This window comes from Aeromonas sp. 603607, assembly GCF_049171595.1.
Taxonomy (GTDB): domain Bacteria; phylum Pseudomonadota; class Gammaproteobacteria; order Enterobacterales; family Aeromonadaceae; genus Aeromonas; species Aeromonas veronii.
On sequence record NZ_JAAKOV010000005.1, the window covers coordinates 19,832 to 43,320 of the forward strand.

23 protein-coding genes are annotated in these 23,489 nt (G+C 61.7%); 10 read left to right on the plus strand and 13 right to left on the minus strand.

Going from position 1 to position 23,489, the window contains the following annotated elements; translation table 11 throughout:
- Positions 1-96: 96 nt before the first annotated feature.
- The 3 genes from G5315_RS06635 to G5315_RS06645 are packed head-to-tail and all read left to right on the plus strand — an operon-like array spanning position 97 to position 1,699.
- Positions 97-618: a GNAT family N-acetyltransferase gene (locus G5315_RS06635; RefSeq protein WP_421332774.1), complete on the plus strand. Its 522-nt coding sequence runs from the start codon at positions 97-99 to the stop codon at positions 616-618.
- Positions 619-649: 31 nt separating this feature from the next.
- Entirely contained in the window at positions 650-895 is a 246-nt protein-coding gene (locus G5315_RS06640; protein WP_421332775.1) for a DUF3624 family protein, read from the plus strand.
- A gap of 57 nt (positions 896-952) precedes the next feature.
- Positions 953-1,699, plus strand: coding sequence for an SDR family oxidoreductase (locus tag G5315_RS06645; protein ID WP_156853662.1), 747 nt, complete (start codon positions 953-955; stop codon positions 1,697-1,699).
- 61 nt (positions 1,700-1,760) lie between these two features.
- Here G5315_RS06645 and G5315_RS06650 read toward each other — a convergent pair whose 3' ends face one another.
- Positions 1,761-3,233: a C69 family dipeptidase gene (locus G5315_RS06650; RefSeq protein WP_421332776.1), complete on the minus strand. Its 1,473-nt coding sequence runs from the start codon at positions 3,231-3,233 to the stop codon at positions 1,761-1,763.
- A 474-nt stretch (positions 3,234-3,707) separates the two neighbouring features.
- Between G5315_RS06650 and G5315_RS06655 the strand changes: the two genes are divergently transcribed.
- Positions 3,708-4,133 carry a hypothetical protein gene (locus G5315_RS06655; RefSeq protein ID WP_421332777.1) on the plus strand — a complete coding sequence of 142 codons (426 nt, stop codon included), beginning with the start codon at positions 3,708-3,710 and terminating at the stop codon, positions 4,131-4,133.
- A gap of 184 nt (positions 4,134-4,317) precedes the next feature.
- Here G5315_RS06655 and G5315_RS06660 read toward each other — a convergent pair whose 3' ends face one another.
- A complete protein-coding gene (locus G5315_RS06660; protein WP_421206062.1) occupies positions 4,318-4,896 on the minus strand; it encodes a hypothetical protein in 579 nt (192 codons plus the stop codon).
- A gap of 244 nt (positions 4,897-5,140) precedes the next feature.
- Here G5315_RS06660 and G5315_RS06665 point away from each other — a divergent pair, with 244 nt between their 5' ends.
- Complete coding sequence (locus tag G5315_RS06665) at positions 5,141-6,292, plus strand: iron-containing alcohol dehydrogenase (RefSeq protein ID WP_335838276.1); 1,152 nt, start codon at positions 5,141-5,143, stop codon at positions 6,290-6,292.
- A gap of 89 nt (positions 6,293-6,381) precedes the next feature.
- Here the strand turns inward: G5315_RS06665 and G5315_RS06670 are convergent, their stop codons facing one another.
- From G5315_RS06670 to G5315_RS06680, 3 genes are all read right to left on the minus strand, one after another.
- Positions 6,382-6,840, minus strand: coding sequence for a methylglyoxal synthase (locus tag G5315_RS06670; RefSeq protein ID WP_005354960.1), 459 nt, complete (start codon positions 6,838-6,840; stop codon positions 6,382-6,384).
- A 171-nt stretch (positions 6,841-7,011) separates the two neighbouring features.
- A complete protein-coding gene (gene bfr / locus G5315_RS06675) occupies positions 7,012-7,488 on the minus strand; it encodes a bacterioferritin (RefSeq protein WP_421332778.1) in 477 nt (158 codons plus the stop codon).
- 144 nt (positions 7,489-7,632) lie between these two features.
- Positions 7,633-7,839 carry a bacterioferritin-associated ferredoxin gene (locus tag G5315_RS06680; RefSeq protein ID WP_374838865.1) on the minus strand — a complete coding sequence of 69 codons (207 nt, stop codon included), beginning with the start codon at positions 7,837-7,839 and terminating at the stop codon, positions 7,633-7,635.
- A gap of 137 nt (positions 7,840-7,976) precedes the next feature.
- Between G5315_RS06680 and G5315_RS06685 the strand changes: the two genes are divergently transcribed.
- The gene (locus G5315_RS06685; protein WP_005354958.1) at positions 7,977-8,288 is read left to right on the plus strand and encodes an HlyU family transcriptional regulator; all 312 of its coding nucleotides are present in this window, start codon (positions 7,977-7,979) and stop codon (positions 8,286-8,288) included.
- Positions 8,285-10,351, plus strand: a complete 2,067-nt coding sequence (locus G5315_RS06690) for a tRNA(Met) cytidine acetyltransferase TmcA (protein ID WP_421296589.1) — start codon at positions 8,285-8,287, stop codon at positions 10,349-10,351. Before G5315_RS06685 ends, G5315_RS06690 begins: the two co-directional genes overlap by 4 nt.
- Here G5315_RS06690 and G5315_RS06695 read toward each other — a convergent pair.
- Entirely contained in the window at positions 10,338-11,057 is a 720-nt protein-coding gene (locus G5315_RS06695; RefSeq protein ID WP_421332779.1) for an SDR family NAD(P)-dependent oxidoreductase, read from the minus strand. The genes G5315_RS06690 and G5315_RS06695 overlap by 14 nt on opposite strands.
- Before the next feature lie 201 nt (positions 11,058-11,258).
- On the opposite strand from G5315_RS06695, the gene G5315_RS06700 reads away from it, so the two are divergent.
- The 3 genes from G5315_RS06700 (at position 11,259) to G5315_RS06710 (ending at position 13,561) form a co-directional block, all read left to right on the plus strand.
- Positions 11,259-12,275, plus strand: coding sequence for a chemotaxis protein (locus G5315_RS06700; protein ID WP_005335957.1), 1,017 nt, complete (start codon positions 11,259-11,261; stop codon positions 12,273-12,275).
- 174 nt (positions 12,276-12,449) lie between these two features.
- Entirely contained in the window at positions 12,450-12,929 is a 480-nt protein-coding gene (locus G5315_RS06705) for a hypothetical protein (protein WP_005354955.1), read from the plus strand.
- 17 nt (positions 12,930-12,946) lie between these two features.
- Positions 12,947-13,561 carry a superoxide dismutase gene (locus tag G5315_RS06710; RefSeq protein WP_421273719.1) on the plus strand — a complete coding sequence of 205 codons (615 nt, stop codon included), beginning with the start codon at positions 12,947-12,949 and terminating at the stop codon, positions 13,559-13,561.
- An 84-nt stretch (positions 13,562-13,645) separates the two neighbouring features.
- Here the strand turns inward: G5315_RS06710 and G5315_RS06715 are convergent, their stop codons facing one another.
- From G5315_RS06715 to menD, 7 genes are all read right to left on the minus strand, one after another.
- Positions 13,646-14,593: an ElyC/SanA/YdcF family protein gene (locus G5315_RS06715; RefSeq protein WP_421332780.1), complete on the minus strand. Its 948-nt coding sequence runs from the start codon at positions 14,591-14,593 to the stop codon at positions 13,646-13,648.
- 187 nt (positions 14,594-14,780) lie between these two features.
- Positions 14,781-17,540: a collagenase gene (locus G5315_RS06720; protein ID WP_421332781.1), complete on the minus strand. Its 2,760-nt coding sequence runs from the start codon at positions 17,538-17,540 to the stop codon at positions 14,781-14,783.
- A gap of 216 nt (positions 17,541-17,756) precedes the next feature.
- Positions 17,757-19,184: an o-succinylbenzoate--CoA ligase gene (menE, locus tag G5315_RS06725; protein ID WP_421332782.1), complete on the minus strand. Its 1,428-nt coding sequence runs from the start codon at positions 19,182-19,184 to the stop codon at positions 17,757-17,759.
- Positions 19,177-20,106, minus strand: a complete 930-nt coding sequence (gene menC / locus G5315_RS06730) for an o-succinylbenzoate synthase (protein ID WP_421332783.1) — start codon at positions 20,104-20,106, stop codon at positions 19,177-19,179. The genes menE and menC overlap by 8 nt, the downstream gene beginning before the upstream one ends.
- On the minus strand, positions 20,106-20,966 hold the full coding sequence (gene menB / locus G5315_RS06735; protein WP_042081860.1) for a 1,4-dihydroxy-2-naphthoyl-CoA synthase: 861 nt from the start codon (positions 20,964-20,966) through the stop codon (positions 20,106-20,108). The genes menC and menB overlap by 1 nt, the downstream gene beginning before the upstream one ends.
- A complete protein-coding gene (gene menH, locus G5315_RS06740) occupies positions 20,959-21,756 on the minus strand; it encodes a 2-succinyl-6-hydroxy-2,4-cyclohexadiene-1-carboxylate synthase (RefSeq protein WP_421332784.1) in 798 nt (265 codons plus the stop codon). The genes menB and menH overlap by 8 nt, the downstream gene beginning before the upstream one ends.
- Positions 21,716-23,461 carry a 2-succinyl-5-enolpyruvyl-6-hydroxy-3-cyclohexene-1-carboxylic-acid synthase gene (menD, locus tag G5315_RS06745; RefSeq protein ID WP_421332785.1) on the minus strand — a complete coding sequence of 582 codons (1,746 nt, stop codon included), beginning with the start codon at positions 23,459-23,461 and terminating at the stop codon, positions 21,716-21,718. Before menD ends, menH begins: the two co-directional genes overlap by 41 nt.
- Between the last annotated feature and the right edge of the window lie 28 nt (positions 23,462-23,489).

A 23,489-nucleotide genomic window follows, 5' to 3' on the forward strand; every position in this document is an offset into this window, starting at 1 on the left:
AACAAGAGGTTACAGTGCCTAATATGACGCCTTGGTAACTTGTGATACAAGTCGCATTTTTGGTGCTGAGGATAAATAACCGAACAAGGACTCCCCGTGTTGACCGTACGTGCGGCCCGAACCGATGATCTGGGCGCCATCGTTAATCTGGAACGCTACTGTTTTCCCCCTGAAGTCGCCTTTGGCCGCAGCCGCTGGCACTATCTGCTGGCCCATGCCAAGGGGCGCACCCTGTTGCTGCTGGACGAGAAACATCAGCTGATGGGCTATCTCTGCCTGCTTGAGCACAGAGGCTGGGAGCGGCTGGTCATTCAGGCGCTGGCCATCCGCTGGACGGTGCGCCGTCTGGGCTGGGCCCGCCGTCTGCTGGAGCAGGTGATCCACGAGGGCAAGGCCGCTGGCTGGGGGGCGATCCGGCTGGAGGTGGCTGATGCCAACGCTGAGGCGCTGGCGCTCTATCAGGGATTGGGATTTCGTCCCCAGCAGCGGCTGGCGGACTACTATGGCCGCGACCAGCATGCCCACCGACTGGTGCTGCCGCTGGTTAGCGACGAGGAGCGTGAGCGGCGCAGAGTGGCTCGCACTCAGGCGCGCAAGCCGTCTTCACGGGCCAACTGATCATGTTGAACGAGCAGAATCGAGGAGCAGGATGAGCTGCGACAACTGTCTTGCCTCCGCCATCAGGGCCAAGCTGGGGCGCTGTCCGGTCTGCGCCATCCAGACCTTCATCATTGGTCTGAGTGGCTGGCTGGTCTGGTGGTGGTGCGGCGCCGACACCTCGGTCAACGCCCTCACCGGCCTGCTGTTTGCGCTGGGTGGCTCGGGCCTGTTGCTGCTCCATCTGGTGGTATTTGTCTGGCGCAAGGCGACCGGACGTGAATTGAGCGATGAATAAATCAGATTGGTTTTAACAACATAAATAACAATATCGGTTGAGTTAATGGAGGTTCAGATGATTGCAATGGTAACGGGCGCCTCGTCCGGTTTTGGTGAGTCCATCAGCCGCCAGCTGGTGCAGGCGGGCTACAAGGTGATCGGCACCGGTCGCCGCGCCGAGCGGCTGGCTGCGCTGGCTGACGAGCTGGGCGAGCAGTTCCTGCCGCTGGCGTTCGATGTGCAGGACAAGGCGGCCACCCGCGCCGCCATCGCCGGCCTGCCAGCCGAGTGGAGCGAGGTGGATCTGCTGGTCAACAACGCCGGTCTGGCGCTGGGGCTGGAGCCGGCCCACAAGGCGGATCTGGAAGATTGGGAGCAGATGATTGCCACCAACATCAGCGGCCTGACCCTGCTCACCCGCCTGCTGCTGCCGGGCATGGTGGCGCGCAATCGCGGCCATGTCATCAACATCGGCTCCATCGCGGGCACCTACCCCTATCCGGGCGGCAACGTCTACGGCGCCACCAAGGCGTTCGTGAAGCAGTTCAGCCTCAACCTGCGCGCCGATCTGGCGGGCACCGCCATCCGCGTTACCAACGTGGAGCCGGGCCTGTGCGGCGGCACCGAGTTCTCCAACGTGCGCTTCCATGGTGACGATGCCAAGGCGGCCTCCGTCTATCAGGGGGTGGAGGCGATCCAGCCGGAAGATATCGCCAATACCGTGCTCTGGGTGAGCCAGCAACCGGCCCACGTCAACATCAACAGCATCGAGATCATGCCGGTGGCGCAGACCTTCGGCCCGCTCAATATCAGCCGCCGCTGATCGCTGCATTGGCTGAAACGAAAGAGGCTCCCTCGGGAGCCTCTTTGCGTTGGCGAGCCGATTACAGGCTCATGATCTTCTTGAACTCCTCCGGCGAATACTTCTTCTCGCTGCGCTTGGTCAGATCCGTCATCAGCTTGTAGCGCAGCGTTTTGGCCATCTGATAGGTCTGCTCCAACTGGCCATAGGAGTAGTCGGTAGCCAACCCGATGGCGGTAGCCTTGTCGCTGGCATAGGCCTGCTTGAGGCTCTGGTCGAGGACGGCGACCTCCTTGTAAAGCTTGCTGCTCTTCTTGCTCCAGACGCCGCGCAGCAGCGGCAGGTACTTGTCCGGATCGGCGCTGGCCAGCGCGGTCAGGCTGCGGAACTGCCAGTAGGCAGAGTCATCGGAGTAGCTGTCGCTGCCGGTGCGATAGGGCAGGGGGTAGGATTCCAGCGTGTTGTAGAGCGGCACCATCACAGATTCGGCCAGCACGCCGTAGCTCTGCCAGATCAATCCCTGCAGCTCTTTGGGCATCTCCTTGCGCAGCTGGATGACGTGGGATTCCAGCTGGCGATCGATGCGGATCGGCCGCTCCGCCTTGCCCGCCAGCGGCGTGCCCTCATAGGTGGCGCTCAGCAGTTTGGCTACGTCCGGCACGGCGATGGGGGCATCCGGCTTCATAAAGAGCGGATATTGCGCCTGCCGGGTCGGCTGCGGGTGGCTGGCAGTCAGCATTTTCTGGCCGAGCCACTCCCGATCCACGTTGTAGGGGTCAGCAATGACCCCGAACGCCTTGGCGAAGTTGAACTCTTTCGGGTCGGCGTTATCCAGCAGTTTGTGCTCGCGTACGAACTCCAACAGCTTGGGTGAGTGCAGCACATCGGCGCTATCGAGATTGACGCCGTGGATCCGCAGGCCGTTGGCCACCATGGCGTAGCTGTCGTCCGGCACCCGCACTGCGATCCAGTGGTGGCCGGAGCCGATCTCCATCAGCCAGGCCTCGTTCACATCCGCCAGATAGAGGCTGTTGCCCTCACCGGCGCCATATTGCTCCACATAGCGACCGAGCAGCTCGACCCCCTCTTTGGCCGTCTTGGCCTGCGGCAGGATCAGGGTCGGGATGATGGCCTCGATGATCCCCTTCTCGATCAGCGGATCGGCTTTCTGGGCCTTGTCGTTGACCTCGGCACTGGTGGTGGCCGAGATGGCGACGTTGAACTCGTTGATGCCGCGCTCTTCATAATATTTGCCTGCCGGGTCGCTGGTTGTGGCATCCCAGTCGTGGATGGAGGAGTAGGCGAAAAATGCCTTGGGCATCGGCACTTCCAGCCCGTTGCCCAGCTTCCAGAGTTTGCCCTCGTTCTGCTGCGCGGGCCGGAAGGCGAGGTACTTGTTCCAGTTGTTGACGCCAAAATCCTCGTTTCTGGCGATCATCACGCTGCCATCGGCACTGGCCCCCTTGCCGACGATAAGGCCGGTACAGGCGTCGGCACTGGTGCCAAGCAGGGTGAGCAGGGTGGCAGAGAGAAGACTCAAGGTGTGTTTTTTCATAGGTGTACCCGAAGGGTTGCGGTGAGTGAGAGTCAGACGAGGGGATGAGGTGTGGAGAGGCTGCAACTCCGAACTGGCAGCGGAGTGAGCTCGGCAGATTGGTCTGCCTGTTATTGGTTTTGCGAACAGATCATCCATGACACGGCTGGCTGGTTGTGATGTGCGCCAAAATTGTATTCCTGAGTGGTTGTTTATTTTGTGATCGAGCTGCGGTTCCTGACTTTTCTCTGGCATCGTGGCGCGTGGACGGCAAAATGTGCCAAAACAGCGTGAGCTGGCAGCAGATGAGTCATGATTCTGACGCCAGCCTTGCGTGTGGGGCGTGGTGAGATACGCCATAGCGCGGGATCTTGCACCATCTGACAAGTTGGCCTGTAACTTGCTGGTTTCATTGATAATGGTGGGGCATGACGCCCCATGTGACCGGATCAGCCTGTGCCCATTGCCGCAGATGCGCACTGAATTGGAGCCCCCATGGATATCAAACCCTACAGCCAGCAGCTTGCCCAGAGCGCCTCCAACAACCGCGCCCTCGCTACCCTCAACAGTGCCAGTAGCGGCGGTCAGGGCGGTGGCTGGGAGGAGATGGTCAGCCTCTCCACCCAGCGCATGACCGGCCAGGCCCAGCAGGTGCTGACCTACGAACATCTGGCCAAGAACAACAAGTTGCCACCGGCGCTGGATATGAGCTCCGACAAGGGGGGCGTGGTGCAGCAGCTGGTGGACAAGGCGCTTGGTTTCGATCGCAAGAAGTTCAACGAGATCGAAGAGAAGCTCAAGACCATCGCCGATAACAAGAAGCTGACCTCGGAAGAGCGGGCTGAGCAGAGCAAGCCGCTCAACGAGCAGAAAGAGGCGATGCTGAAAGAGGCGATGGGTCGCCTGACCGGTCAGAAATAGAGTGGCAGCAGCGTACCGATTTGGTCGGCAAATCGGTTGAGAAGAGGCAAGATCTTGCCCGGCATTGTGGATGGAGTGAATAGGCTGGATCATGAACAGCGGGAGGCCATATTGCCTCCCGCTTTGTATAGATGCATGTTGTTAACGAGTGATGTGCCAGTGTGCCGATGCGGCCTGAACGGGACTACTCGGTAGCGACTATGCCGATCCCGATAGCCTTGGTTTGGACCGCCTTGAGCTGATCACCTTCTGCGACCAGATTAAACTGCTCCGGGTTGTTGATCTTGATGGTCATGGTCTCATCCACCCCCCTGACGGTGACGGTCTGCTGTTGTTTGTCCAGCCCGATGACATCGGCATAAATAGTTACTCTCATGCCGACACCGGCCCCCGGTTTCTGGTCTGCTCCGGCGCGTTCGCCATCCACTTCTACTATCCGTTTTCTGATGCCGGCGGTGCCTTTCAGTAGTTCTATATCGAGCATCTGCAGATACTTGAGTGCGACCTTGTCCCCGACCTTGATGTTCGGCAGATTGGCAACCTGTTCGCCAGCAAAGATATCGAAGGTTTCGCCTTCTGCGTTTTTCAGAGTGACTTTGCGGGTTTCCATATCGATGGCGGTCACGGTGGCACTCGCCGTGACCGCCTCAACCAGACTGGCCTGCCCCGGGGTTGAGGCGATTTCGGTGGTGATCTCGGCGGCTTGAGCCAGCGTGGTCGAGAGGGTAAACAGACCTGCAATCCATGCATGCTTCAGTTTCATGTTTCAGACCTTCCTGTATGGCGAGGGAGTGGATAACCGTGACGGGGGCAGCAGGATGGGAAAGTGATGGGAAGCCTGATTGCCAAGGTGCTGCCCGCCCTCCTGACAGACCATAGCAGAGCCATGCCTGAAAATGCCTCGGCCAAGACCGGCAATCTCCATTTTGATAGCCAGCTCCCGTTTTTGACCTGGCGGGGCTGCAGGCGCACAATGTTCGCGCATTGAGCCAGTCGAGGAGTCCGCCGTGTACAACTTCCAATATGCCAATCCGACCCGCATCTGTTTCGGCGAGGGGCAGATCGCCAGCCTGCCCGAACTGATCCCCCCCGGCAGCCGGCTACTGGTGCTCTACGGCGGCGGCAGCATCAAGCAAAACGGCGTCTATGAGCAGCTGACCCGGGCCCTGGAAGGGGTGACGTGGCAGGAGTTTCCCGGCATCGGCGCCAACCCCAGATTCGAGCTGTTGATGGAGGCGGTGGCGCAGGTGAAGCGCGAGCGCATCGACTTCCTGCTGGCGGTCGGTGGTGGCTCGGTAGTCGATGGCACCAAGTTTGTTGCGGCCGCCGCCTGCTACGAGGGGGGTGATCCCTGGGATATCTGCGGCAAGCAGGCGAGCGTGCACAAGGCGCTGCCGATGGGCTGTGTGCTGACTCTGCCGGCGACCGGCTCCGAGAGCAATCCCACCTCGGTGGTGAGCCGGGGGGATGTGAAGATCTCCTTCAGAAGTCCGCTGGTGCAGCCGCAATTTGCGGTGCTCGATCCGGCGACCACCTACAGTCTGCCGCCTCGCCAGACCGGTAACGGAGTGGTGGATGCCTTCGTCCATATCGCCGAGCAGTACCTCACCTTTCCGGTGGGAGGCGAGGTGCAGGATCGGCTGGCGGAAGGCTTGCTGCAGGTGCTGGTGGAGAACGGCCCCAAGGCGCTGGCGGAGCCGACCAACTATCAGGTGCGGGCCAATCTGATGTGGGCGGCCAGTTTGGCGCTCAACGGCCTTATCGGTTGCGGGGTGCCGCAGGATTGGGCCTCTCATGCCATCGGCCATCAACTGACGGCGCTCTACGGGCTGGATCATGGCCAGAGTCTGGCGGTGGTGCTCCCTTCGCTGCTCCGTGAGCGGGCGAGCCAGAAGCAGGACAAGCTGGCCCAGTTTGCCGAGCGGGTGTGGCATTCGACCCGCGAGGACAAGGCCCTGCGCATCGAGGAGGCGATCATCCGCACCGAGCAGTTCTTCCAGAAGATGGGACTGGGGACCCGGCTTGCCGACTATGGCCTCAGCGAAAGCTGCATTCCGGCGGTCTGCTCCAACCTCAAGCGGGTGGGGCGCACCGCGCTCGGTGAGCAGCAGGATATCGACCCCGATCGGGTGGCACGCATTCTCGCCCGGGCGCTATAAGTCGGCGCCGGTTTGTTTCCCTGGCTGATGCATTTTCCCAATTAAAGAGGGCCGCTTGTTGCGGCCCTCTTGCATGACGGGTTAGCCGATCACTCGGTGCGCGCCTTCAGATAACCGGCGTAATCCGGGATCTGTACGCTGAATGCCTGCCGCATATGGGGGCTGTCCATGATGAAATCGGCGGTCGCCTCGTTGGTGGCGACTGGGATGTTCCACACCGCAGCCAGCCGCAGCAGCGCCTTCACATCCGGATCGTGCGGCACCGCATTGAGGGGATCCCAGAAGAAGATCAGCACGTCGATCTTCCCTTCGGCGATCAGGGCGCCGAGCTGCTGGTCGCCCCCCATGGGGCCGGAGAAGAGGCAGGTTATGGGCAGTTGCGCCTGCTTGCCGAGCATGGTGCCGGTGGTGCCGGTCGCATAGAGGTGGTGGAGCTTGAGCTCCTCCTTGCGGCGCATCACCCAGTTCAGCAGAGGGGTCTTCATGTTGTCGTGAGCCACCAGAGCCACCCGTTTGTGGGGCGCCATCTCGCGTGCAATCTGTTCCATGGAAATCGTCCGTAGCATTGTTATTGGAAGAGAGCCGTATCCTAATCGAAAGCCATGACAGATGCTGCGTCGGGCGTATTAACTGTGATCCTGTCGAAAAGTTTTCGGGTCATGGCTGCTCAAATGAAGAGACCCGCGCTGGCGGGTCTCTTTGCTTGCTGGCCTGCTGGCTCAGGAGCCGTGGTGCAGTTGCGACTGCTGGTAGTTCTCCAGCCCGATGCGATCGATAAGATCGAGCTGGGTCTCCAGCCAGTCCACATGCTCCTCCTCATCTTCCAGGATCTCCTGAAACAGGTCGCGGCTGATGTAATCCTGCACCGATTCGGCGTAGGCGATGGCCACTTTCAGGTCGGGAATGGCATCCATCTCCAGCGAGAGGTCGCAGCGCAGCATCTCTTCCACCGTTTCACCGATGCGCAGCTTGCCCAGATCCTGCAAATTGGGCAGCCCTTCCAGAAACAGCACCCGCTTCACCAGCTCGTCGGCGTGTTTCATCTCATCGATAGACTCGTGATACTCCTTCTGCCCGAGCGCCTTGAGGCCCCAGTCATCGTAGATGCGGGCGTGCAGGAAGTATTGGTTGATGGCAATCAGCTCATTGGCCAGCACCTTGTTGAGGTGGGCAATGATCTTGGGATCTCCTTTCATCGACAGTGCTCCTTGGTTCGTGCCTGAGGCTCCGATCGTTAGAGCTTAGTCCAGAAAAGTGACAACAAGAGGTCTGGCGAGCCGGCTCGCCTGAGAAAAGGGGTGACCCTGTTGGCGGGTCGCATCAGAAAAGAGGTATCCAGATCAGGCCACTTCGTAGTAGAGCACGGGTTGCTCCTGCTCCATCTTGTCGAGTTCGACGGCGATAATCTCCATGGTCATGCGCACGCACTTGCCGCACTGGGCGCCCACCTCGAGCGACTGCTTGAGCTGGCGGAATTCGCTTTTACCTGACTGCACCGCTTTGCGGATCTGGGTATCTGTGATGCCGCGGCACAAACAGACATACATGGTGGTTACCTCGCGCTGAAATTAAATGAAATCTAAATGAGAATAGTTCGTAGTGCAAATAACCATTGGTAATAAGATCCCCTGCTTGCCACTGTGCAACCCCTTGGGGACAATGCTGGCAACCAGAGGAGATCACCATGCTCAAGAAACTGTTCAGCGCCCTGTTCGGGGGCGAGCCGACCAAGGCGCCGGAAGTCACTCCCACCGAATATGCCGGCTATCTCATCTATCCAGAGCCCATGGCAGAAGGTGGCCAGTATCGGTTGGCTGGCCGCATCACCAAGGAGCTGGACGGCGTGCTGCAAACCCATCGTTTCATCCGCTCCGATCTGTTTGCCAATCCGGCCGATGCCGAGCGTTTCATGGTGCAGAAGGCCCACACCTTTATCGATCAGATGGGAGATCGCATGTTCGAGCCCCGCAAACCGGCTGACAGCCAAGCTTCATGACACTGCAAGAGGTCACCCTGCTGCGCGAGGCGCTGGCCCGCGCCGGTGAACGGCGCCTGATCTGGCTGGAGGGGGAGGAGGCCGACTGCATTACCCGCGCCCAATCCCTGCTCGGCGAGACCGTCTTCTGGCTGGGTGCCGGGCCCGAGTGTTATGCCCCGCAACCCGCTGCCAAGGCGCTGCAGCGGCTCGGTCAGGAGTGCGACACGCTGGTGTTCAACGCCTTCAGCGGCTTTCACCCCGATGCCTTCGGGGCGCTGGCGGGCACTCTATGCGCCGGTGGCTTGCTGTTGCTGCTGACCCCGCCAAGAGTAGAGTGGCCTGCATGGCCGGATCCTGACCGGATCCGGCTGGTGGCCCAGCCGGAAGAGGCGAGCCGGGCCGGCCACGGCTTTATCGCCCGACTGGTTCGGTTGCTGGAAGGTGATCCAGCCCTCTCTCTGGAGCCGCCGGTTTGCTCGCAGCCATGGCAACCGCTTGGGCCCGAACGCAGACTGAGCTGCGATCAGGCGCGGGCGCTGCCCGCCATCCACAAGGTGTTGCACGGCCATCGTCGTCGGCCGTTGGTGCTGAGCGCCGACCGTGGCCGTGGCAAGAGTGCACTGCTGGGCCTGGCTGCCGCCGAGCTGCTGCGCCAGCAACCCTCGCTGAATATAGTTGTTACGGCCCCCTCGCAGGCAACGGTGGCGACCCTGTTTGCCCACGCCGCTTGCGGGCTAGATACTACGCCGGAACAGCTGACCGGGTTGAGCTACTGTTCGCCGGATCGGCTGGTGCACGAGGCGATTAATCCCGATCTGCTGCTGGTGGATGAAGCGGCCGCCATTCCGACCCCGCTGCTCGAGGCCATGCTGGCCCGCCACAGCCGCATCGTGTTTGCCACCACCGAGCATGGTTACGAGGGGACGGGGCGCGGTTTTCACCTGCGCTTCAAGCGTGTGCTCGATAGCCAGACCCCGGAGTGGCAGGAGATCCACCTCTCTGAGCCCATTCGCTGGAGTGAGCGTGATCCGCTGGAGCCGCTGATTTTCCGCCTGCTGGGGCTTGATGCCGAAGTGGCAACGCCCTTGCCGCCTACCAGCCCGAGCTGGCGTCTGGTCAGCCAAGAGGCGCTGGCGAGCGATGAGACGTTGCTCAACCAGCTGTTCGGCTTGCTGGTGCTGGCTCACTACCAGACTACGCCGAGCGATCTCAGATCCCTGCTGGAGAGCCCGGATCTCGACATCCATCTGCTGGAGCAGGATGCGAGCCTGCTGGGTGTGGTGCTGGTGGCGCGGGAAGGGGAGATAGAGCCCGAGCTGGCCGAGGAGATCTGGGCCGGTCGCCGCCGTCCGCGCGGCCATCTGCTGCCCCAGTCGCTGCTGGCCCACGCTGGTTTTAAAACGGCGGGGGGGCGCAGCTACGCCCGGGTGATGCGTATCGCCATCCACCCCGGGCTGCACCGGCACGGACTGGGTTCGCTGCTGCTTGGCAAGCTTGAGGAGCACTATCGTCAGATTGGCATCGACTACCTCGGCTCGGCCTTTTCGGCCAGCGCCGACCTGCTCCCTTTCTGGCGCAAGGCAGGGCTGGAGGTGCTGCGCATCGGCCTGCAACGGGATGCCGCCAGCGGATGCCACGCAGCCCTGCTGCTCAAAGCGCTGAAACCCGAGCATGAGATCGAGTTGAATCAATGGCAGCAGCGTTTCATTCGCCAGCTGCCGACCTTGCTGGCGGGTGAATTGAAAGGATTGGATCCCGAGTTGGTATGGCAATGCCTGCAAGGCAGTACCGTCACCGCAGCGGAGCTTGGCGAGTTCGAGCGCGATGAGGTTGAGTGCTTTGCCCTGCATCACAAGCCGTTCGAACTGAGCCAATCCAGCTTGCAGCTGTGGCTGGCGCGCAATCTGGCTGTGCTGGGTTCACTGACCCCTGAAGAGCGTTATCTGCTGATCGCAGCCATCTGGCAATATGCCGACTGGGGAAGACTGGCTGCGAGGTTGCAACTGGCTGGCAAGCCCGCCGTGATCAAGAGGTTGCGGGCGCTGCTGGCGCGTCTCTTGAGTTCCCCTACCACTCGATAGGTTTGCCCTGCCAGTCGAGAAAGCTCAGCTCGCCATCCGGTTGCAGCCGGTTCATCAGGTTAATCAGATGGTCGGCTACCAGCTCGGGACTCTGCACATTTCCCGCCGGTACATTGGCGTGAAACGGGCGGGAGAGTTGGGTATCCACTGTGCCGGGATGGAAGGCCAGCAATTTGACGCCTGGGGCCCGCCGGGCCAGCTCGATGGCGGCACACTTGAGCAGCATGTTGAGGGCTGCCTTGGATGCACGATAGCCATACCAGCCGCCCGCTCGGTTGTCACCAATGCTGCCGACCCGGGCGCTGAGAACGGCCAGAGTGCAAGGCTCGCGGCCAAACAGCGGTAACAGCTGGCTGATCCAGCGCAGCGGCAGCAAGGCATTGGTCTGGTAGATACGGGTCATGGCATCCAGATTGATTGCTTCGAGCCGCTTCTCTGGCTGGATCTCCCCCTGATGCAGGATGCCGTTGCAGATCACCACCCTGTGCGGTCTCGGTGCCAACTCCGCGATGCGGGCTACCGCAGTTGCCATCTGCTCATCGCTGTAATCACAACATAGCCAGTGCAGGGCCGGCGATGAGAGGCCAGCAGGTGCGGGCTGACGGCTGATGGCAATCACTGGCCCGACACCCGCCGCCAACCAGTGTGTCACCAGAGCCGCCCCGATCCCGCCAGAAGCGCCAATCACGACTATGCCTTCACTCATCTCAGGCTCCTTGTGAGTACATGATGGATTTCACCATCCGCCAATGTTGTCCTGATTGGCAGATACGCTCCCGCCAGCCTGCGGGATCAAGCGGTTAACGCTGCAATCTTGCCGAGATCCGAGCCGTTGGGTGAATTCCATTCCTATACTGAAGGAAAACCGCAGCGGTCTGCTGCCCGCGCAACCAGAATGAGAGTCACCATGATGTCCAAAGATGGGGAAGAGCGTAAATCTATCCTGACCGAAAGTGGCACCAACGAACTTGAGATCATCGAGTTTCACCTCAAGAAGCAGCTACCGGACGGCCGTGAAAAAACCGCTTATTACGGGATCAACGTCGCCAAGGTACGCGAGGTGATCCGGGTGCCGGAAACCACAGATTATCCCAATGCCCAGCGCCATATGGTGGGGGTCTTCTCCCTGCGGGATCGGCTGATCCCGCTGGTGGATCTGGCGGGGTGGCTTGGCATCAAGACCAACCCGGATCCCAGCCACAAGGTGGTGATCGTCACCGACTTCAACAAGATGGCCAACGGCTTCCTGATCGATAGTGTCAGCAGGATCCACCGGGTCTCCTGGGAGGATGTGGAGTCCCCCAGCCAGTTTTTGGAGGCGGGGGAGAACGACTGCGTGGTGGCAGTGGTCAGGCGTGATGGCAACCTCATCATGATCCTCGATTTCGAGAAGATCATCGCCGACATCAACCCCGAGCTCAGCATGGAGAAGTACGACGTCACTCAGGACCGCAAGGTGCTCATCGACGATCGCATGATGGCACTGCGCCAGGGCAAGACCATTCTTGTGGTGGATGACTCGGCCTTTATCCGCAAGATGATCGAGACCACCCTGCGCACCGCTGGCTACAACGTGATCACGGCCAAGGACGGGGGAGAGGGACTGGAGATGATGACGGATTTCGATCGTCTGGCCCAGGAGGAGAGAATGCCGGTGACCGGCTTCGTCAATGCGGTGATCACCGATGTGGAGATGCCGCGCATGGATGGTATGCACCTGCTCAAGCGACTGCGGGATACCCCCTCCTACAAGGAGATGCCCATCGTGATGTTCTCCTCCCTGATGAGCGATGACAACCGTCAGAAAGCACTGCAACTGGGGGCCAACGATACCATCACCAAGCCCGAGATAGGGCGCATGGTGGGGATGATGGATCACATGCTGCTGGGAATTGCCCCGCCTTCGCCCGCCAACAACATCTGATCTGCCATTAACTTCCAATTAGCCGGTCGAATCCACTGACCGGTGCCTCAAGCGGCCACTCCTTGCCAAGGGGTGGCCGCGCGGTTTTGGCTGTTTGCTGCGATCCCGACGCCCCTTGTCTCCCGGATATGATTCATGTAATGATAATTATTATCATTTGCTGGTGTGAAGCATATGACAGCAACCTGGGTGAAGGGGTGGGTCGAGTCGACCGAAGGTGGCAGCAGCATGAGTCACTGGAAACAGCAGACCCGAGAGGGCAACCGGCTGTTTGACTGCGGCGAGTATCATCAGGCTCTGGCTCATTATCAGCAGGCGCTCTGGCTGGCTCGTCAGCAGTTGGTGCAGTGGCACGACGCGGATGAGGCGGTGGCGGCGCTGGTCGTGGCTCACCACAATCTGGCGGATCTGCTGGTGGCCATGACTCTGCCCGATCGCGCCGCCGACCTGCTCTGCTATGTGCACGACTGCCTGCTGGCGACCTGTCACTCCCCCGCTTGCTCCTCTCGCCTGCGAGAGGCTGCTTTGCGCCATACCCGCACAACCCGAGCCGAGTTGCTGACGTTCGTACAGCGCCACGGCAGCCACGCCGGGATCATGCGTTCGCTCGGTCACTGCCTGTGTCAGAGCGAGCCCTCATCCCGGCTCCATTAATCCGAACAGAGGTCATCATGAGCCATACCCTGCCAGCCCTGAACTATGCCTACGACGCACTGGAACCCCATATCGATGCACTGACCATGGAGATCCATCACAGCCGTCATCACCAGACCTATATCAACAACCTCAACGCCGCGCTGGAAGGAGCGCCAGAGCTGGCCGCAATGCCGGTAGAGGCTCTGCTGCGCCGCTTCGATACTCTGCCTGCCACCTTGCAGGGGGCGGTACGCAACCATGGCGGCGGCCATGCCAACCACTCCCTGTTCTGGCTGGTGATGAGCCCGCAGGGGGGCGGTGAGCCGGGTGGTGAGCTGGCTCTGGCCATCGAGCGGGAATTGGGGGGATTCGATACCTTCAAGCAGGCCTTCACTCAGGCGGCTCTGAGCCGTTTTGGTAGCGGCTGGGCCTGGCTGGTGGTGGACAAGGCGGGCAGATTGCAGGTGGAGAGCAGTGCCAATCAGGATAGTCCCCTGATGCATGGCCATACCCCGATCCTGGGGCTGGATGTATGGGAGCACGCCTACTATCTCAAGTACCAGAACAAGCGTCCTGACTATATAGCTGCCTTCTATCAGGTGGTGGATTGGGCCGAAGTGGCCCGCCGCTATCAGGCGGCGCGAGGCTGACTTGGTCGCTGGGAATTGGTTTGCAGTACAGCCGCCACAACCCGCGCAGTAATAACAAGACCCGCCAGTTGGCGGGTCGTCTGTTTATGGTGTGGCAGTGCTGAAGCTGGCGGCTGAAGGGGTCATCGGCAATGTGGGTAAGGCCGCGCTGGGCATCTCGGCGGTGGTTTGTGCCGCGGATTTGGCGGGAGTGACCGGCTCAGTCGTTGCCGCAGCGGATACAGCAGGGTTGAGTTGTGCTGTCGCGGCCGAGGCAGATGGAGTAGCCGACTCGGTGGCAACCGCGGCAGAGACTGCCGCTGGCTTGGCCTCATCCACCGCCGGTTTGGGTTGTTTTAGGCAGGGTTGCAGGCTGCCGATGGTGCTCAGTGACTGGCAAGGCACAGGCAGACCGATGGGGACCGGTGCCCCGAGGAACTTGGGCCCCTTGTCCAGTACATAGAGGTCGAGCAGCCCCATCAGACGGGCAAAGACTTCCCGCACCCGGGTGCGGACCCCCTGATAGGCGCTGGGGTCCTCGGCATTGAAGCCGACCGCATCGATACCGAAATGGCGGGCGATGAAAATGGCCCGCTCGTTATGAAAGCCCTGGGAGACCACGGTAAAGCGCTCCTGGCCGAACACCTCTTTGGCGCGAACCACTGAGTCGAGGGTGCGGAATCCGGCGAAATCCATATAGATGGCGGAGGCGGGGATGCCCGCCTTGATCAGGGCGCGGCGCATCTGGCGTGGCTCGTTGTACTGCACGGTAGCGTTGTCACCGGAGACGATGATGAAGTCCACCTTGGCATTGTTATAGAGCTCGGCCGCCGCCTTGATACGGTATTTGAAGTAGTGGTTGGGGCCGCCACCGGAGAGATATTTGGAGGTACCCAGCACCACCGCAACCCGGTTGTAGGGCACCTTGTCTACCTGATCGTAGGTGTAGTGACGGGCATCCGAGACGATCCACTCGCTGTAGCCCAGCAGCATGGCAATCAGGGCCAGCAGCAAAACGAGGCAGGCGAGGAGGATCTTGGCAAACTTCTTCATGCGCGGTGCGGTCAGGGTCTGAAGTTGGGAGTGGCTATCGGCATTCTATTACAACTCGGCCGCTGGCGTCAGGCTTGATAACGGGCGGGCACCTCATTCGGGCAGAGGTTGTCGCAGCAGAGGCCGGGAGAGCGGGAGGATAAAGAGAGGGGCTGCAATGGCAGCCCCTCTGGTCGGTGAAGGTTTATCAGTGGGCGGAGTCGTTACCCTTGCAGGCGTCTGACTCCTTGTGTGCTTGCCACCAGGGCAGCAGATCCCGGGCGAGCCACGCCTGATAGGCGTCGCTGTCGTTGGCGATCAGCCGGTCCAGCTCCCCTTCGAAGTCGCTCATCGCCTGCTGCCGATCCGGATTGCGCAGCGCCTGTGCCAGCGCCAGCCAGCTGGCGCCGCGACCGGTATCGTTGAGGAAGCGGTGCACGGTATAGGACCAGGAGTAGACCATCTCGCCACCCTGCTCATAGTCAAGGTGGAGGATCGCCGCCAGTGTCGGGCGCTGGTTGGCGGGGCGGTTTGCCACGTTATCCAGACCCCGGGCAAAGCACTGGCCGTGGGCGATGTACTCTGCAATCCCCTCGGCCCACCAGGTGGTGCGGTTGAGCGGATAGTGGCCGAAACTGCCGTACTGGTTAAAGCGGCCGTCGAGATAGTGAACGTACTCGTGGCGCAGGTTCCACACCTGGAAGGCGGGGCGTTTCCACTCCGCCTCATAGGCGAAGAAGCGGGCCTGATTGCCGGGCCGAGCCGGATCCCCCTCGATATAGATGCCGCCATTGTCGGTGGAGACGCCAAACAGCGCGCTGCCGTAGCGGCCCCAGTCGGCGGAGGAGTTGAAGATCACCAGCTCCAGCGCCTCGTTGTGATCATCGGCCACCGGTTGCCAGCCTGTCTCCATCTGCTGGTGGAAGCGCTGCTCTTCATCACCCAGCTCGCGGCAGATCCCTTCGGCCTGAGCCAAGGTCAGATCCTGGGCGCGCAGACGCAGGGTGGGTGAGCAGGTGTGCTCGAACGGCAGAATATCTTCCATGCGGATCGGGGTACAAAGCCCGGCGAACTCGCCGCTGACACAGGCTTCGCTGGTGCGATCCGTGTAGGTGAGGTAGTAGCTGGAGAGGGTCAGGGAGACCTCTTCCAGCATGGTAGTCGGATGCTGGCCGCCCGGGATCAGTCCCTGCTGGCGCATGATGGCGATGACATCGCGATCCAGCTGTTGGCGATAGGCGATCGCCTTATCCGGGCTGGTGTGATGGAGGTAGCGCATCATCTGGTAGAGGCGGCTGTGGGCATCGAGGATGTTGTTGAAGATAAACAGATCCCGTGAGCCATCGCGCTGTTTCCAGAGGGCCAGCTCGCTCAGGCCCAGTTGCAGCAGGCTCTGGCGCAATGCCGCTTCCTGCTGCAGCACAGCTGCGCTGAAGTCAGCCTGCTGACCGTAAGAGGCGCTCTGATCGACCAGATTGAGCAGCTCGAACAGGCCATCGGCCCAGGGTTTGTGGCCATTGATCTGTGCCGCATGTTGCACCGCATAGCCGAGCGCCTGGTTGAGCTGGGCCAGCATGGGGGCGGCACTCTGGCGGAAGGCGGCTTGCCCAAGTTGTCCCTGCGCTGCCACGCTCCAGGCTTCCAGCACTGTGCCAGCCTGATCCTGCGGTTCAGCTCCCAGCAGCAATGGGTGGTTGAGCAGATCAATCATTACCCCGGCTAGTGCCCGGGCAGCCTGATCACTCTCTTTGCCAACGCCGCCGTGGTAGTTGTGGGCGCGCACATAGTAGAGCAGCTTGTCCATTGCCGGATGGGTCGGCTGGTTGGCCGCCAGTAGGGCACGCATGCCGCGCACCACCGCCATCAGCTTGGCGTCATCGTGGCCGTAATCCGCCTGCCAAGCAGGGCTGTTCTGGCCGCTCACGTCGGCCACCAGTTTGGCGGCATCGCTGTCGAGCAGATCCACATCGGGCTGCTCGGGCTCGGAGCAGAGACGACCGTTGGCGCGGCGGCACTCCAGCTGCTCCTCCTTGCTGGCCAGCACGATGGGGCGATTGAGCACCCGGCTCTCCTGCCACTCTTTGCTCTCTGGCAGGGGTTGCCACTCGCCGCCGGCGACCGGGTATTGGTAGCCGCTATCTTGCAACGTTACCTGAACCTCGCTGCCTGCGGGGATCACCTGACGGCAGATGCGATAGCGGATGGTGTTGCTCCCCTCCTTGCGCTCCTGCGGCTCATCACACTCCTGCTGAGGCGTGAGCTGATCCAGCTGCCATTGATAGCGGCGCCAGACGTGGATCTCGCTGACCTGAGCGGCAGCCTGACTGCCTGCCACCGGTTGCAGACGGAAAAAGATCTGCTCCAACCGGCCATCCCGCTCACTCGGGGTCTCTTCAAGTACCTGCAACTGCTGCCAATCCTGCGGCTGATAGTGCCACTCCGACTCGGCGCAGCGGCCCTGCGCGTTGAGTTCGCAGCGATCCAGCTCCCTCTCGCTCTGACCCAGGATGATGGCTTGTGGCAGCGGCAGACGATCCTGCCGCTGGGCGGTCGGCGTGCCCGCCAGTTGCTCCCAGCGACCCTGCTTGAGGCCATAACCGAAGTCATAACTGCTGGCCGGGATCAGCTTGCCCGCCGGAATCCGATCTTCACAGCGCACGAAGCGGATCTGCCAGCCCGCATCTACCTTGAGCTGCGGCTCGCCACACTGCTGCTCGGCCAGTGCGGCGAGATCGCTGCTCTGCCAGTCGAAGCGACGGTAGACCCTAAGCTGTTGGTAAGGAGCATTGCTGCTGCGCGCCTTGAGCTCGTAGGTGATCTCGGTGATGCGAGCGGCCAGTTGCCGGCTCGATTCTCCAGTCAGCTGATACTGTCGCCAGTCATTGGGGGAGTAGTTGGCTTGCGCCGAGGATGTCGCCAAAAGCAGGGGGCCTGCCAGCAGCAGCCACCTGGTACCTGAACGGTTCATTTTTATCCCTTTGTTGTTTGTGTATTGTCTTGCGAGTAATCGCAAGGCAATTTAAACGGTTCCAAAGGGATATCAATTGCCAATTAAAAATCAGATAAATCAATAAGATGGTGACTTTTTGAGTCTGATCGGATTCTCGTGGGTTGGCGCCGCAGTGAGGACTCACATGTTTCTTTTTTTGTTTTCAAAGAAGATCGGTAAAATGTGAGTCCGATCTCATTCAGCTTGTCGTGCCCGAGTGGTCTGTTGTCGGGCAACCTTGCCCAGCAGTTGGCGAGAGGGTTTGAGATTGCCGCCAAGCTCGGGCCAGGGGAGCCAGTGGTCGGGCACCATAAAGCCGGGCAGGGCGCTGCGGATCCAGGCTGCCAGTTCGGAGTCGGGAACCGGTTCGCCGTGCCAGTCGATAAAGGCGGCGGGGCGTTGCCCCCACTCGTCGCTCGGTACCGGCACCACCAGCGCCTGGGCGACAGCGGGATGATCTACCAGTCGCTGCTCGATGGTTTCGGGCTGGATGTTTTCGCCACCCGAGATGAAGAGGTTATCGAGCCGTCCCTCTACCAGCAGCTCCCCTGCCGCAGTGAACCTCCCCTTGTCGCGGGTATGAAACCAGCCTTCGCCATCGAGGGGCAGTTCCAGCTCGCCAGCCCGGTAGTAACCGGCAAACAGGGTGGCGCCGCGCACGCAGATCTCCTGCTCCCTGATGCACACTTCCCGTCCCGGTAGCGGTTTGCCAACTACGCCTGCATCGCCGGGGATAGCGGTGCAGACCTGACTGCCCATCTCGGAGAGACCATAACTCACCTTTGGTTCGAGCCCCATGGCGCAGAGGCGCTTCACCAGCGGTTGCGGGATGGCGGCGCCACCGAGCAGCAGCTCGCGCAGGCGGGTACGGGCGGGGTCAAAACCCTCTGCCAGCAGGCGCCAGAGCTGGGTCGGCACCAGCGAGAGGTGAGTGATGGGCTGGCACTCCAGCCGCTCCTTGAGGGAGCGTTCACGTTGATCCAGTACCAGCGTGGCGCCCGCCAGAAAGACCCGAAACAGGATGGCGTAGCCGCCGACATGGAACAGCGGCAGGGAGAGCAGCCAGCCGCAGGCCTCATCGAGGGGAATAAGGGGGGCAGAGCCGCGTGCCGAGGCCAGGTGGTTGCAGAGCCGGTGCACCACCGCTTTCGGCGTGCCGCTGGAGCCGGAGGTGAGGATCATATTGTTGAGTTGGGTCGATTCCAGCGGCCACGCTTCCTCTCTTGCTGGCAGTTCGCGCGTGAAGTCGATCGGCAAGGGCTGCCAGTTGCCTGCCGGGATCTCCCCTGCCGACCAGAAGGCATCGGCATCGAGTTGCACCGCCAGCTCGCGCTGCTTTTCGAGAGGAAAGGCGGGGTTGAGCGGGCAGAACACCACACCGCTGCGCACGCAGGCCCACGCCAGCAGCACATCTTCCAGCGCACCGCGCACCACCGCTACCAGATGATCGCCACGACGCACTCCGGCTTGTTCCAGCTGTTGGCACAGGCTGTTGAGGCGAGCATCGAGCTGGCGGTAACTGAGAGGCGAGGCGGTGTGGATGGCAATGCGGTTCGGGGCTGTGATTGCCCGGTGGCGTACCGGGCAAGGCGTCTGTTCGGGTGAACGGGAGGGGTCAATCACGGTAATACAGTTGCTCCAGTCGGCTCAGATCCGGTTTGCCATCTTCCCCCAGCAGATTGCCTGCCATCCAGCGGCGGGTATCCAGACCCGGCGCCTGTTCCGGCGCCCATTCGCCCGCCAGATGAAAGAGCTGGTTCAGGCCCAGATCCGATTCGAAGCAGGAGGAGATGATCACCTTGAGCCGCAGTTCGCGGGCGCGGGCGATCAGCGCTTCGCAGTTGGCGAGTGAACCGAGCAGGGTAGGCTTGAGCACCAGCGCGCGCAGTTGCGGGATCGGCTCCCACGGCGTGCCTTGTGCCAGCAGCTCGTCCAGCGCCACCGGCATGCCGGTGCGGTTGGCGACAAAGGCGATGTCGGCAAAGTCGGCGCAGGGGTCTTCCAGATACTCGATGCGGTTCGGGTCAAGGTGGCCGCAGAAGGTCCACGCCTCCTCGCGGGTCCAGCCTTGGTTCGCGTCCAGCACCAGCTTGAGGGAGGGGATGCGGTCGCACAGCAGGCGGATCAGCGCCAACTCGTCACGCATCGGGTAGCGTGCCACCTTCAGCTTGGCCTTGCCGGGCGTGCGGTGCAGCCACTCTTTCCAGTTGCGCAGTAGCTCCTGGGGGGAGCCTTGAATGAGGGGATAGGGCTCCGGCAGCGGGTTGCGCTGCTCGGGCCATGTCCGGCGCGCGCAGTCGAGGCCAAATTGCACCGACGGCAGCACGGGGTTCGGGGTGTCGCCGGCGGCCAGTGCTGCCAGCGTGGCGAGGGCTTCTGCCTCTGCCTGTTGCAGGCTCTCTTTCGAGAAGCCGGGCAGGGGGGCAATTTCCCCCCAGCCGTCGTTGATGCGCACCAACAGCCCCTCTCGCGCCACCTCCACCTTGCCGTGAAAGGTCAGTGGCTGGGTAAAAGGCAGTTGATAGCGATACAGGGCTAGTGTCATCAGGGGTTCCGCTTGTATTTGGAGAAGTCGGGGCGACGCTTTTCGTTGAAGGCGTTGCGGCCTTCCTGACCCTCTTCGGTCATGTAGAACAGCATGGTGGCATTGCCCGCCAGCTCCTGCAAGCCCGCCTGACCATCACAGTCAGCGTTGAGCGCCGCTTTCAGGCAACGCAGCGCCATCGGGCTGTTTTGCAGCATTTCGCGGCACCAGCGCACGGTTTCACGCTCCAGATCCGCCAGCGGCACAACGGTGTTGACCAGACCCATGTCGAGGGCTTGCTGGGCATCGTACATGCGGCAGAGGAACCAGATTTCGCGGGCCTTCTTCTGGCCGACGATACGAGCCATGTAAGAGGCGCCCCAACCGCCGTCGAAGGAGCCCACTTTCGGGCCGGTCTGGCCAAACTGGGCGTTGTCGGCGGCGATGGTCAGGTCACACATCATGTGCAGCACGTGGCCACCACCGACCGCGTAACCGGCCACCATGGCAACCACAGGTTTCGGGCAGGTGCGGATGTCGCGCTGGAAGTCGAGCACGTTGAGGTGGTGAGTCCCCTCGTCATCGCGATAGCCACCGTAGTCGCCACGGATCTTCTGGTCGCCGCCGGCGCAGAAGGCTTTCTCGCCAAAACCGGTCAGGATGATAGTGCCGATCTGATCGTCATAACGGGCATCGGCCAGCGCCTGCAGCATCTCTTTGACGGTACGGGGACGGAAGGCGTTGCGCACCTGGGGACGGTTGATGGTGATCTTGGCAATACCATCGTTGGACTTGTGATAGAGGATGTCCTCGTAACCGGCGGAGCAATCCTGCCACTCAACCGGAGCATACAGTTCAGCTTCCGTCATTGCTTCAATCATGACTCGTCTCTTCTTGTTGGTTGACCCACTCCGCGAGGAGTCGGGCAAAGTTATCAGGCTGATGGGCGTGCAGATTATGGCCGCCATCCAGCACCAAGTGGTTGATTCTGCGATTTTGGTTCGCCAGCTGGCAAGCCAGCTGATGGAATTTGTGATCCCGCTTGCCACTCACATAAGTAACCGGCAGCTGGCTCGCCATGAGCCAGGGGGCGAGATCCGGCTGCTTGCCGAGCGAAGTGGCGCGCAGCATGGTGGCGATGCCCAGGCCGTCGTTGCCAAGGCGGTGGGCGATCTGGCTGGCCCGGGCCGCATCGTCAAGATCGGCAAACACCCCTTGCCGGTACCAGTCTGCCAGCACGTCAGCCAGTGGTTCCTGCTCAAAGCGCCGCGCCCACTGTTCATCGTGCTGGATGCGGGCGGCCCGCTCACTGGCCGGTAGCCCCGGGTGGCAGTTCTCCAGCAGCAGCCCCCGTAGCCCGGCGGGCTCGCGGCTGGCGTGGTAGAGGGCCAGTCGCCCCCCCAGCGAATAACCCGCCAGCAGATAGCGTTCAATGTTGCGGCTGGCCAGCTCGGTGACCAGCCACTGGTGGCTCTGCTCAAAGTCGTTGACGTTGAGATCGCTATGCTGGCCGTGACCCGGCAGATCGAGGGCGATGCAGTGGATGGCGGGCAGCCGGTCGATCACCGGTTGCCAGTCGCCGCCATCCCCCAGCAGGCCGTGCAGCAGCACCAGCGGCACATGGGCATTTTTATTTGCCACGGATGGCGGCCCCCAGCGCCTTGAGATCATCGGCCACCTGCTCGCTCGGTACCCGGATCTCGATCAAGGTAACGCCATGTTGGAGGGCGGCGCTGTAATCCTGTTCGAACTCGGCCAGTGTGGTCGGCGCCCGATAGGCGAGGCCAAACATGGCGGCGGCATGTTCAAAGCTGAGACCGTGGGGCAGCCGGTAGTAGCTCTCCAGCAGCTCCCCTTCGGTGGGCACCGGCAACATACGAAAGATGCTGCCGCCATCGTTGTTGAGCAAGATCACCACCAGCGGTCGGCTTGCCTTGCTGAGCAGCGCGAGGCTGTTGAGATCGTGCAGGGCGCTGAGATCCCCAAGCAGCAGGGTGGTGGGTTGGTTGCTGCTTTGCGCAAATCCGTAAGCAGTGGCGATGAGGCCGTCGATGCCGGAGGCACCGCGGTTGGTCATCACCCGGCTCGGCCCCTTGCCCGTTTCGCCGAGCATATCCATCAGTCGAGCAGGCATGCTGTTGCCGACAAACAGTTGGCCTTCGATCAGGCGGTTGAGGCGATGGCAGACCCCGAGCTCGGAGAAGTGCTCGCAGGCAGCGGCGATCTGCTGACTGGCATTGTGTTGCAGCTTGGCCAATGTGTGCCAAGGGTCTTGTATGGTGGCCGGATGGGCCGCAGCGAAAGCGCTGGCGCTGCAGAGCAGCCGGTTGCGCAGCCGGTAGTCGGGATCGAGCCGCGCCGGTTGCGGATCCACCAGCCAGTAATCCTGCCATGAATGGTGTTTGATGAACTGGCCGAGCCGCTTGGAGACAAGCCGCGCGCCAAATTGCAGCAGCACCTCGGCCCGGCCCAGCTCGGCGACGAATTCAGGGTCGTTGAGCGCCATATCCATGTGGATGAGGTTGCGGCTGTCGAAGCGGATCTGGCTCTGCAGATCCGCCAGCAGCGGCCAGCCGAGTTGCTCCGCCAGCGCGGCGGCGGCCTGTGCCTGCTTCGGGTCGGTAATGCGGCCAGCTACAACGATGCCGCGCTGTTGCCGAAAGCTTTCCCACTCTGCCTGAGGTGGGCAGTTCGGCTCGTTTTGCTGCCACGGGCTCCATGGCTTGCGCGAGCCGAGCCAGTCACCGAGGGGGGCCAGATAGTCGGAGAAATCCTGATAGTGCTCGCCCGGGTAGAGGGGCTCGGGGTACATGCAGTTGAAGTGCACCACCCCGGGGGTGAGCGCCTGTTTGGCCAAGGCTTGGTCCACCGAACTCAGCACAAACGCCGCCGGAATGGTCGGGGTGGGGCTCGGCAGGTTCTGCTGATAGACGGGGTAGCGGCCGAAGATCCCTTGCTGGTCGATCGCCTGATTGGCGCCGTTGTCGATAAGTTCGTGAGGACGATCGGCGGAGAGAATAATCAGCGGCACGCCGGTGAGCTGGGCCTCTGCCACGGCGGGCCAGAGGTTGGCTACCGCGGTGCCCGAGGTCATGATCACCGCCACCGGCCGGTTGCTCCCCTTGGCTAGCCCCAGCGCCATAAAGCCGAGGCCGCGCTCGTCAAAGTGCAAGTGACGACGAAAGCCCTGATGGGCCGCGGCCGCCATGGTCAGCGGCGCAGAGCGGGAGCCGGGGGCCAGCGCGATGTCGCGCACCCCGAGGCGAAAGAGCTCCTCCAGCAAGAGGGAGGACCAGACGTGGTTGAAGGTGGCGTGCTGGTTCGAAAACGGGGGGCAGGCAAACTCTTCGCTGGCAGGCTCTTTACGGGTGGGCATAGGGGCTCTCGTAGCGTGAAAAGGGTGA

Coding starts and splice junctions, on each gene's coding strand:
- G5315_RS06640 (WP_421332775.1), top strand. CDS start 650: ATGAGCTGCGACAACTGTCTTGCCTCCGCCATCAGGGCCAAGCTGGGG.
- G5315_RS06645 (WP_156853662.1), top strand. CDS start 953: ATGATTGCAATGGTAACGGGCGCCTCGTCCGGTTTTGGTGAGTCCATC.
- G5315_RS06650 (WP_421332776.1), bottom strand. CDS start 3,233: ATGAAAAAACACACCTTGAGTCTTCTCTCTGCCACCCTGCTCACCCTG.
- G5315_RS06655 (WP_421332777.1), top strand. CDS start 3,708: ATGGATATCAAACCCTACAGCCAGCAGCTTGCCCAGAGCGCCTCCAAC.
- G5315_RS06660 (WP_421206062.1), bottom strand. CDS start 4,896: ATGAAACTGAAGCATGCATGGATTGCAGGTCTGTTTACCCTCTCGACC.
- G5315_RS06670 (WP_005354960.1), bottom strand. CDS start 6,840: ATGGAACAGATTGCACGCGAGATGGCGCCCCACAAACGGGTGGCTCTG.
- bfr (WP_421332778.1), bottom strand. CDS start 7,488: ATGAAAGGAGATCCCAAGATCATTGCCCACCTCAACAAGGTGCTGGCC.
- G5315_RS06680 (WP_374838865.1), bottom strand. CDS start 7,839: ATGTATGTCTGTTTGTGCCGCGGCATCACAGATACCCAGATCCGCAAA.
- G5315_RS06685 (WP_005354958.1), top strand. CDS start 7,977: ATGCTCAAGAAACTGTTCAGCGCCCTGTTCGGGGGCGAGCCGACCAAG.
- G5315_RS06690 (WP_421296589.1), top strand. CDS start 8,285: ATGACACTGCAAGAGGTCACCCTGCTGCGCGAGGCGCTGGCCCGCGCC.
- G5315_RS06695 (WP_421332779.1), bottom strand. CDS start 11,057: ATGAGTGAAGGCATAGTCGTGATTGGCGCTTCTGGCGGGATCGGGGCG.
- G5315_RS06700 (WP_005335957.1), top strand. CDS start 11,259: ATGATGTCCAAAGATGGGGAAGAGCGTAAATCTATCCTGACCGAAAGT.
- G5315_RS06705 (WP_005354955.1), top strand. CDS start 12,450: ATGACAGCAACCTGGGTGAAGGGGTGGGTCGAGTCGACCGAAGGTGGC.
- G5315_RS06710 (WP_421273719.1), top strand. CDS start 12,947: ATGAGCCATACCCTGCCAGCCCTGAACTATGCCTACGACGCACTGGAA.
- G5315_RS06715 (WP_421332780.1), bottom strand. CDS start 14,593: ATGAAGAAGTTTGCCAAGATCCTCCTCGCCTGCCTCGTTTTGCTGCTG.
- G5315_RS06720 (WP_421332781.1), bottom strand. CDS start 17,540: ATGAACCGTTCAGGTACCAGGTGGCTGCTGCTGGCAGGCCCCCTGCTT.
- menC (WP_421332783.1), bottom strand. CDS start 20,106: ATGACACTAGCCCTGTATCGCTATCAACTGCCTTTTACCCAGCCACTG.
- menB (WP_042081860.1), bottom strand. CDS start 20,966: ATGATTGAAGCAATGACGGAAGCTGAACTGTATGCTCCGGTTGAGTGG.
- menH (WP_421332784.1), bottom strand. CDS start 21,756: ATGATCTCAAGGCGCTGGGGGCCGCCATCCGTGGCAAATAAAAATGCC.
- menD (WP_421332785.1), bottom strand. CDS start 23,461: ATGCCCACCCGTAAAGAGCCTGCCAGCGAAGAGTTTGCCTGCCCCCCG.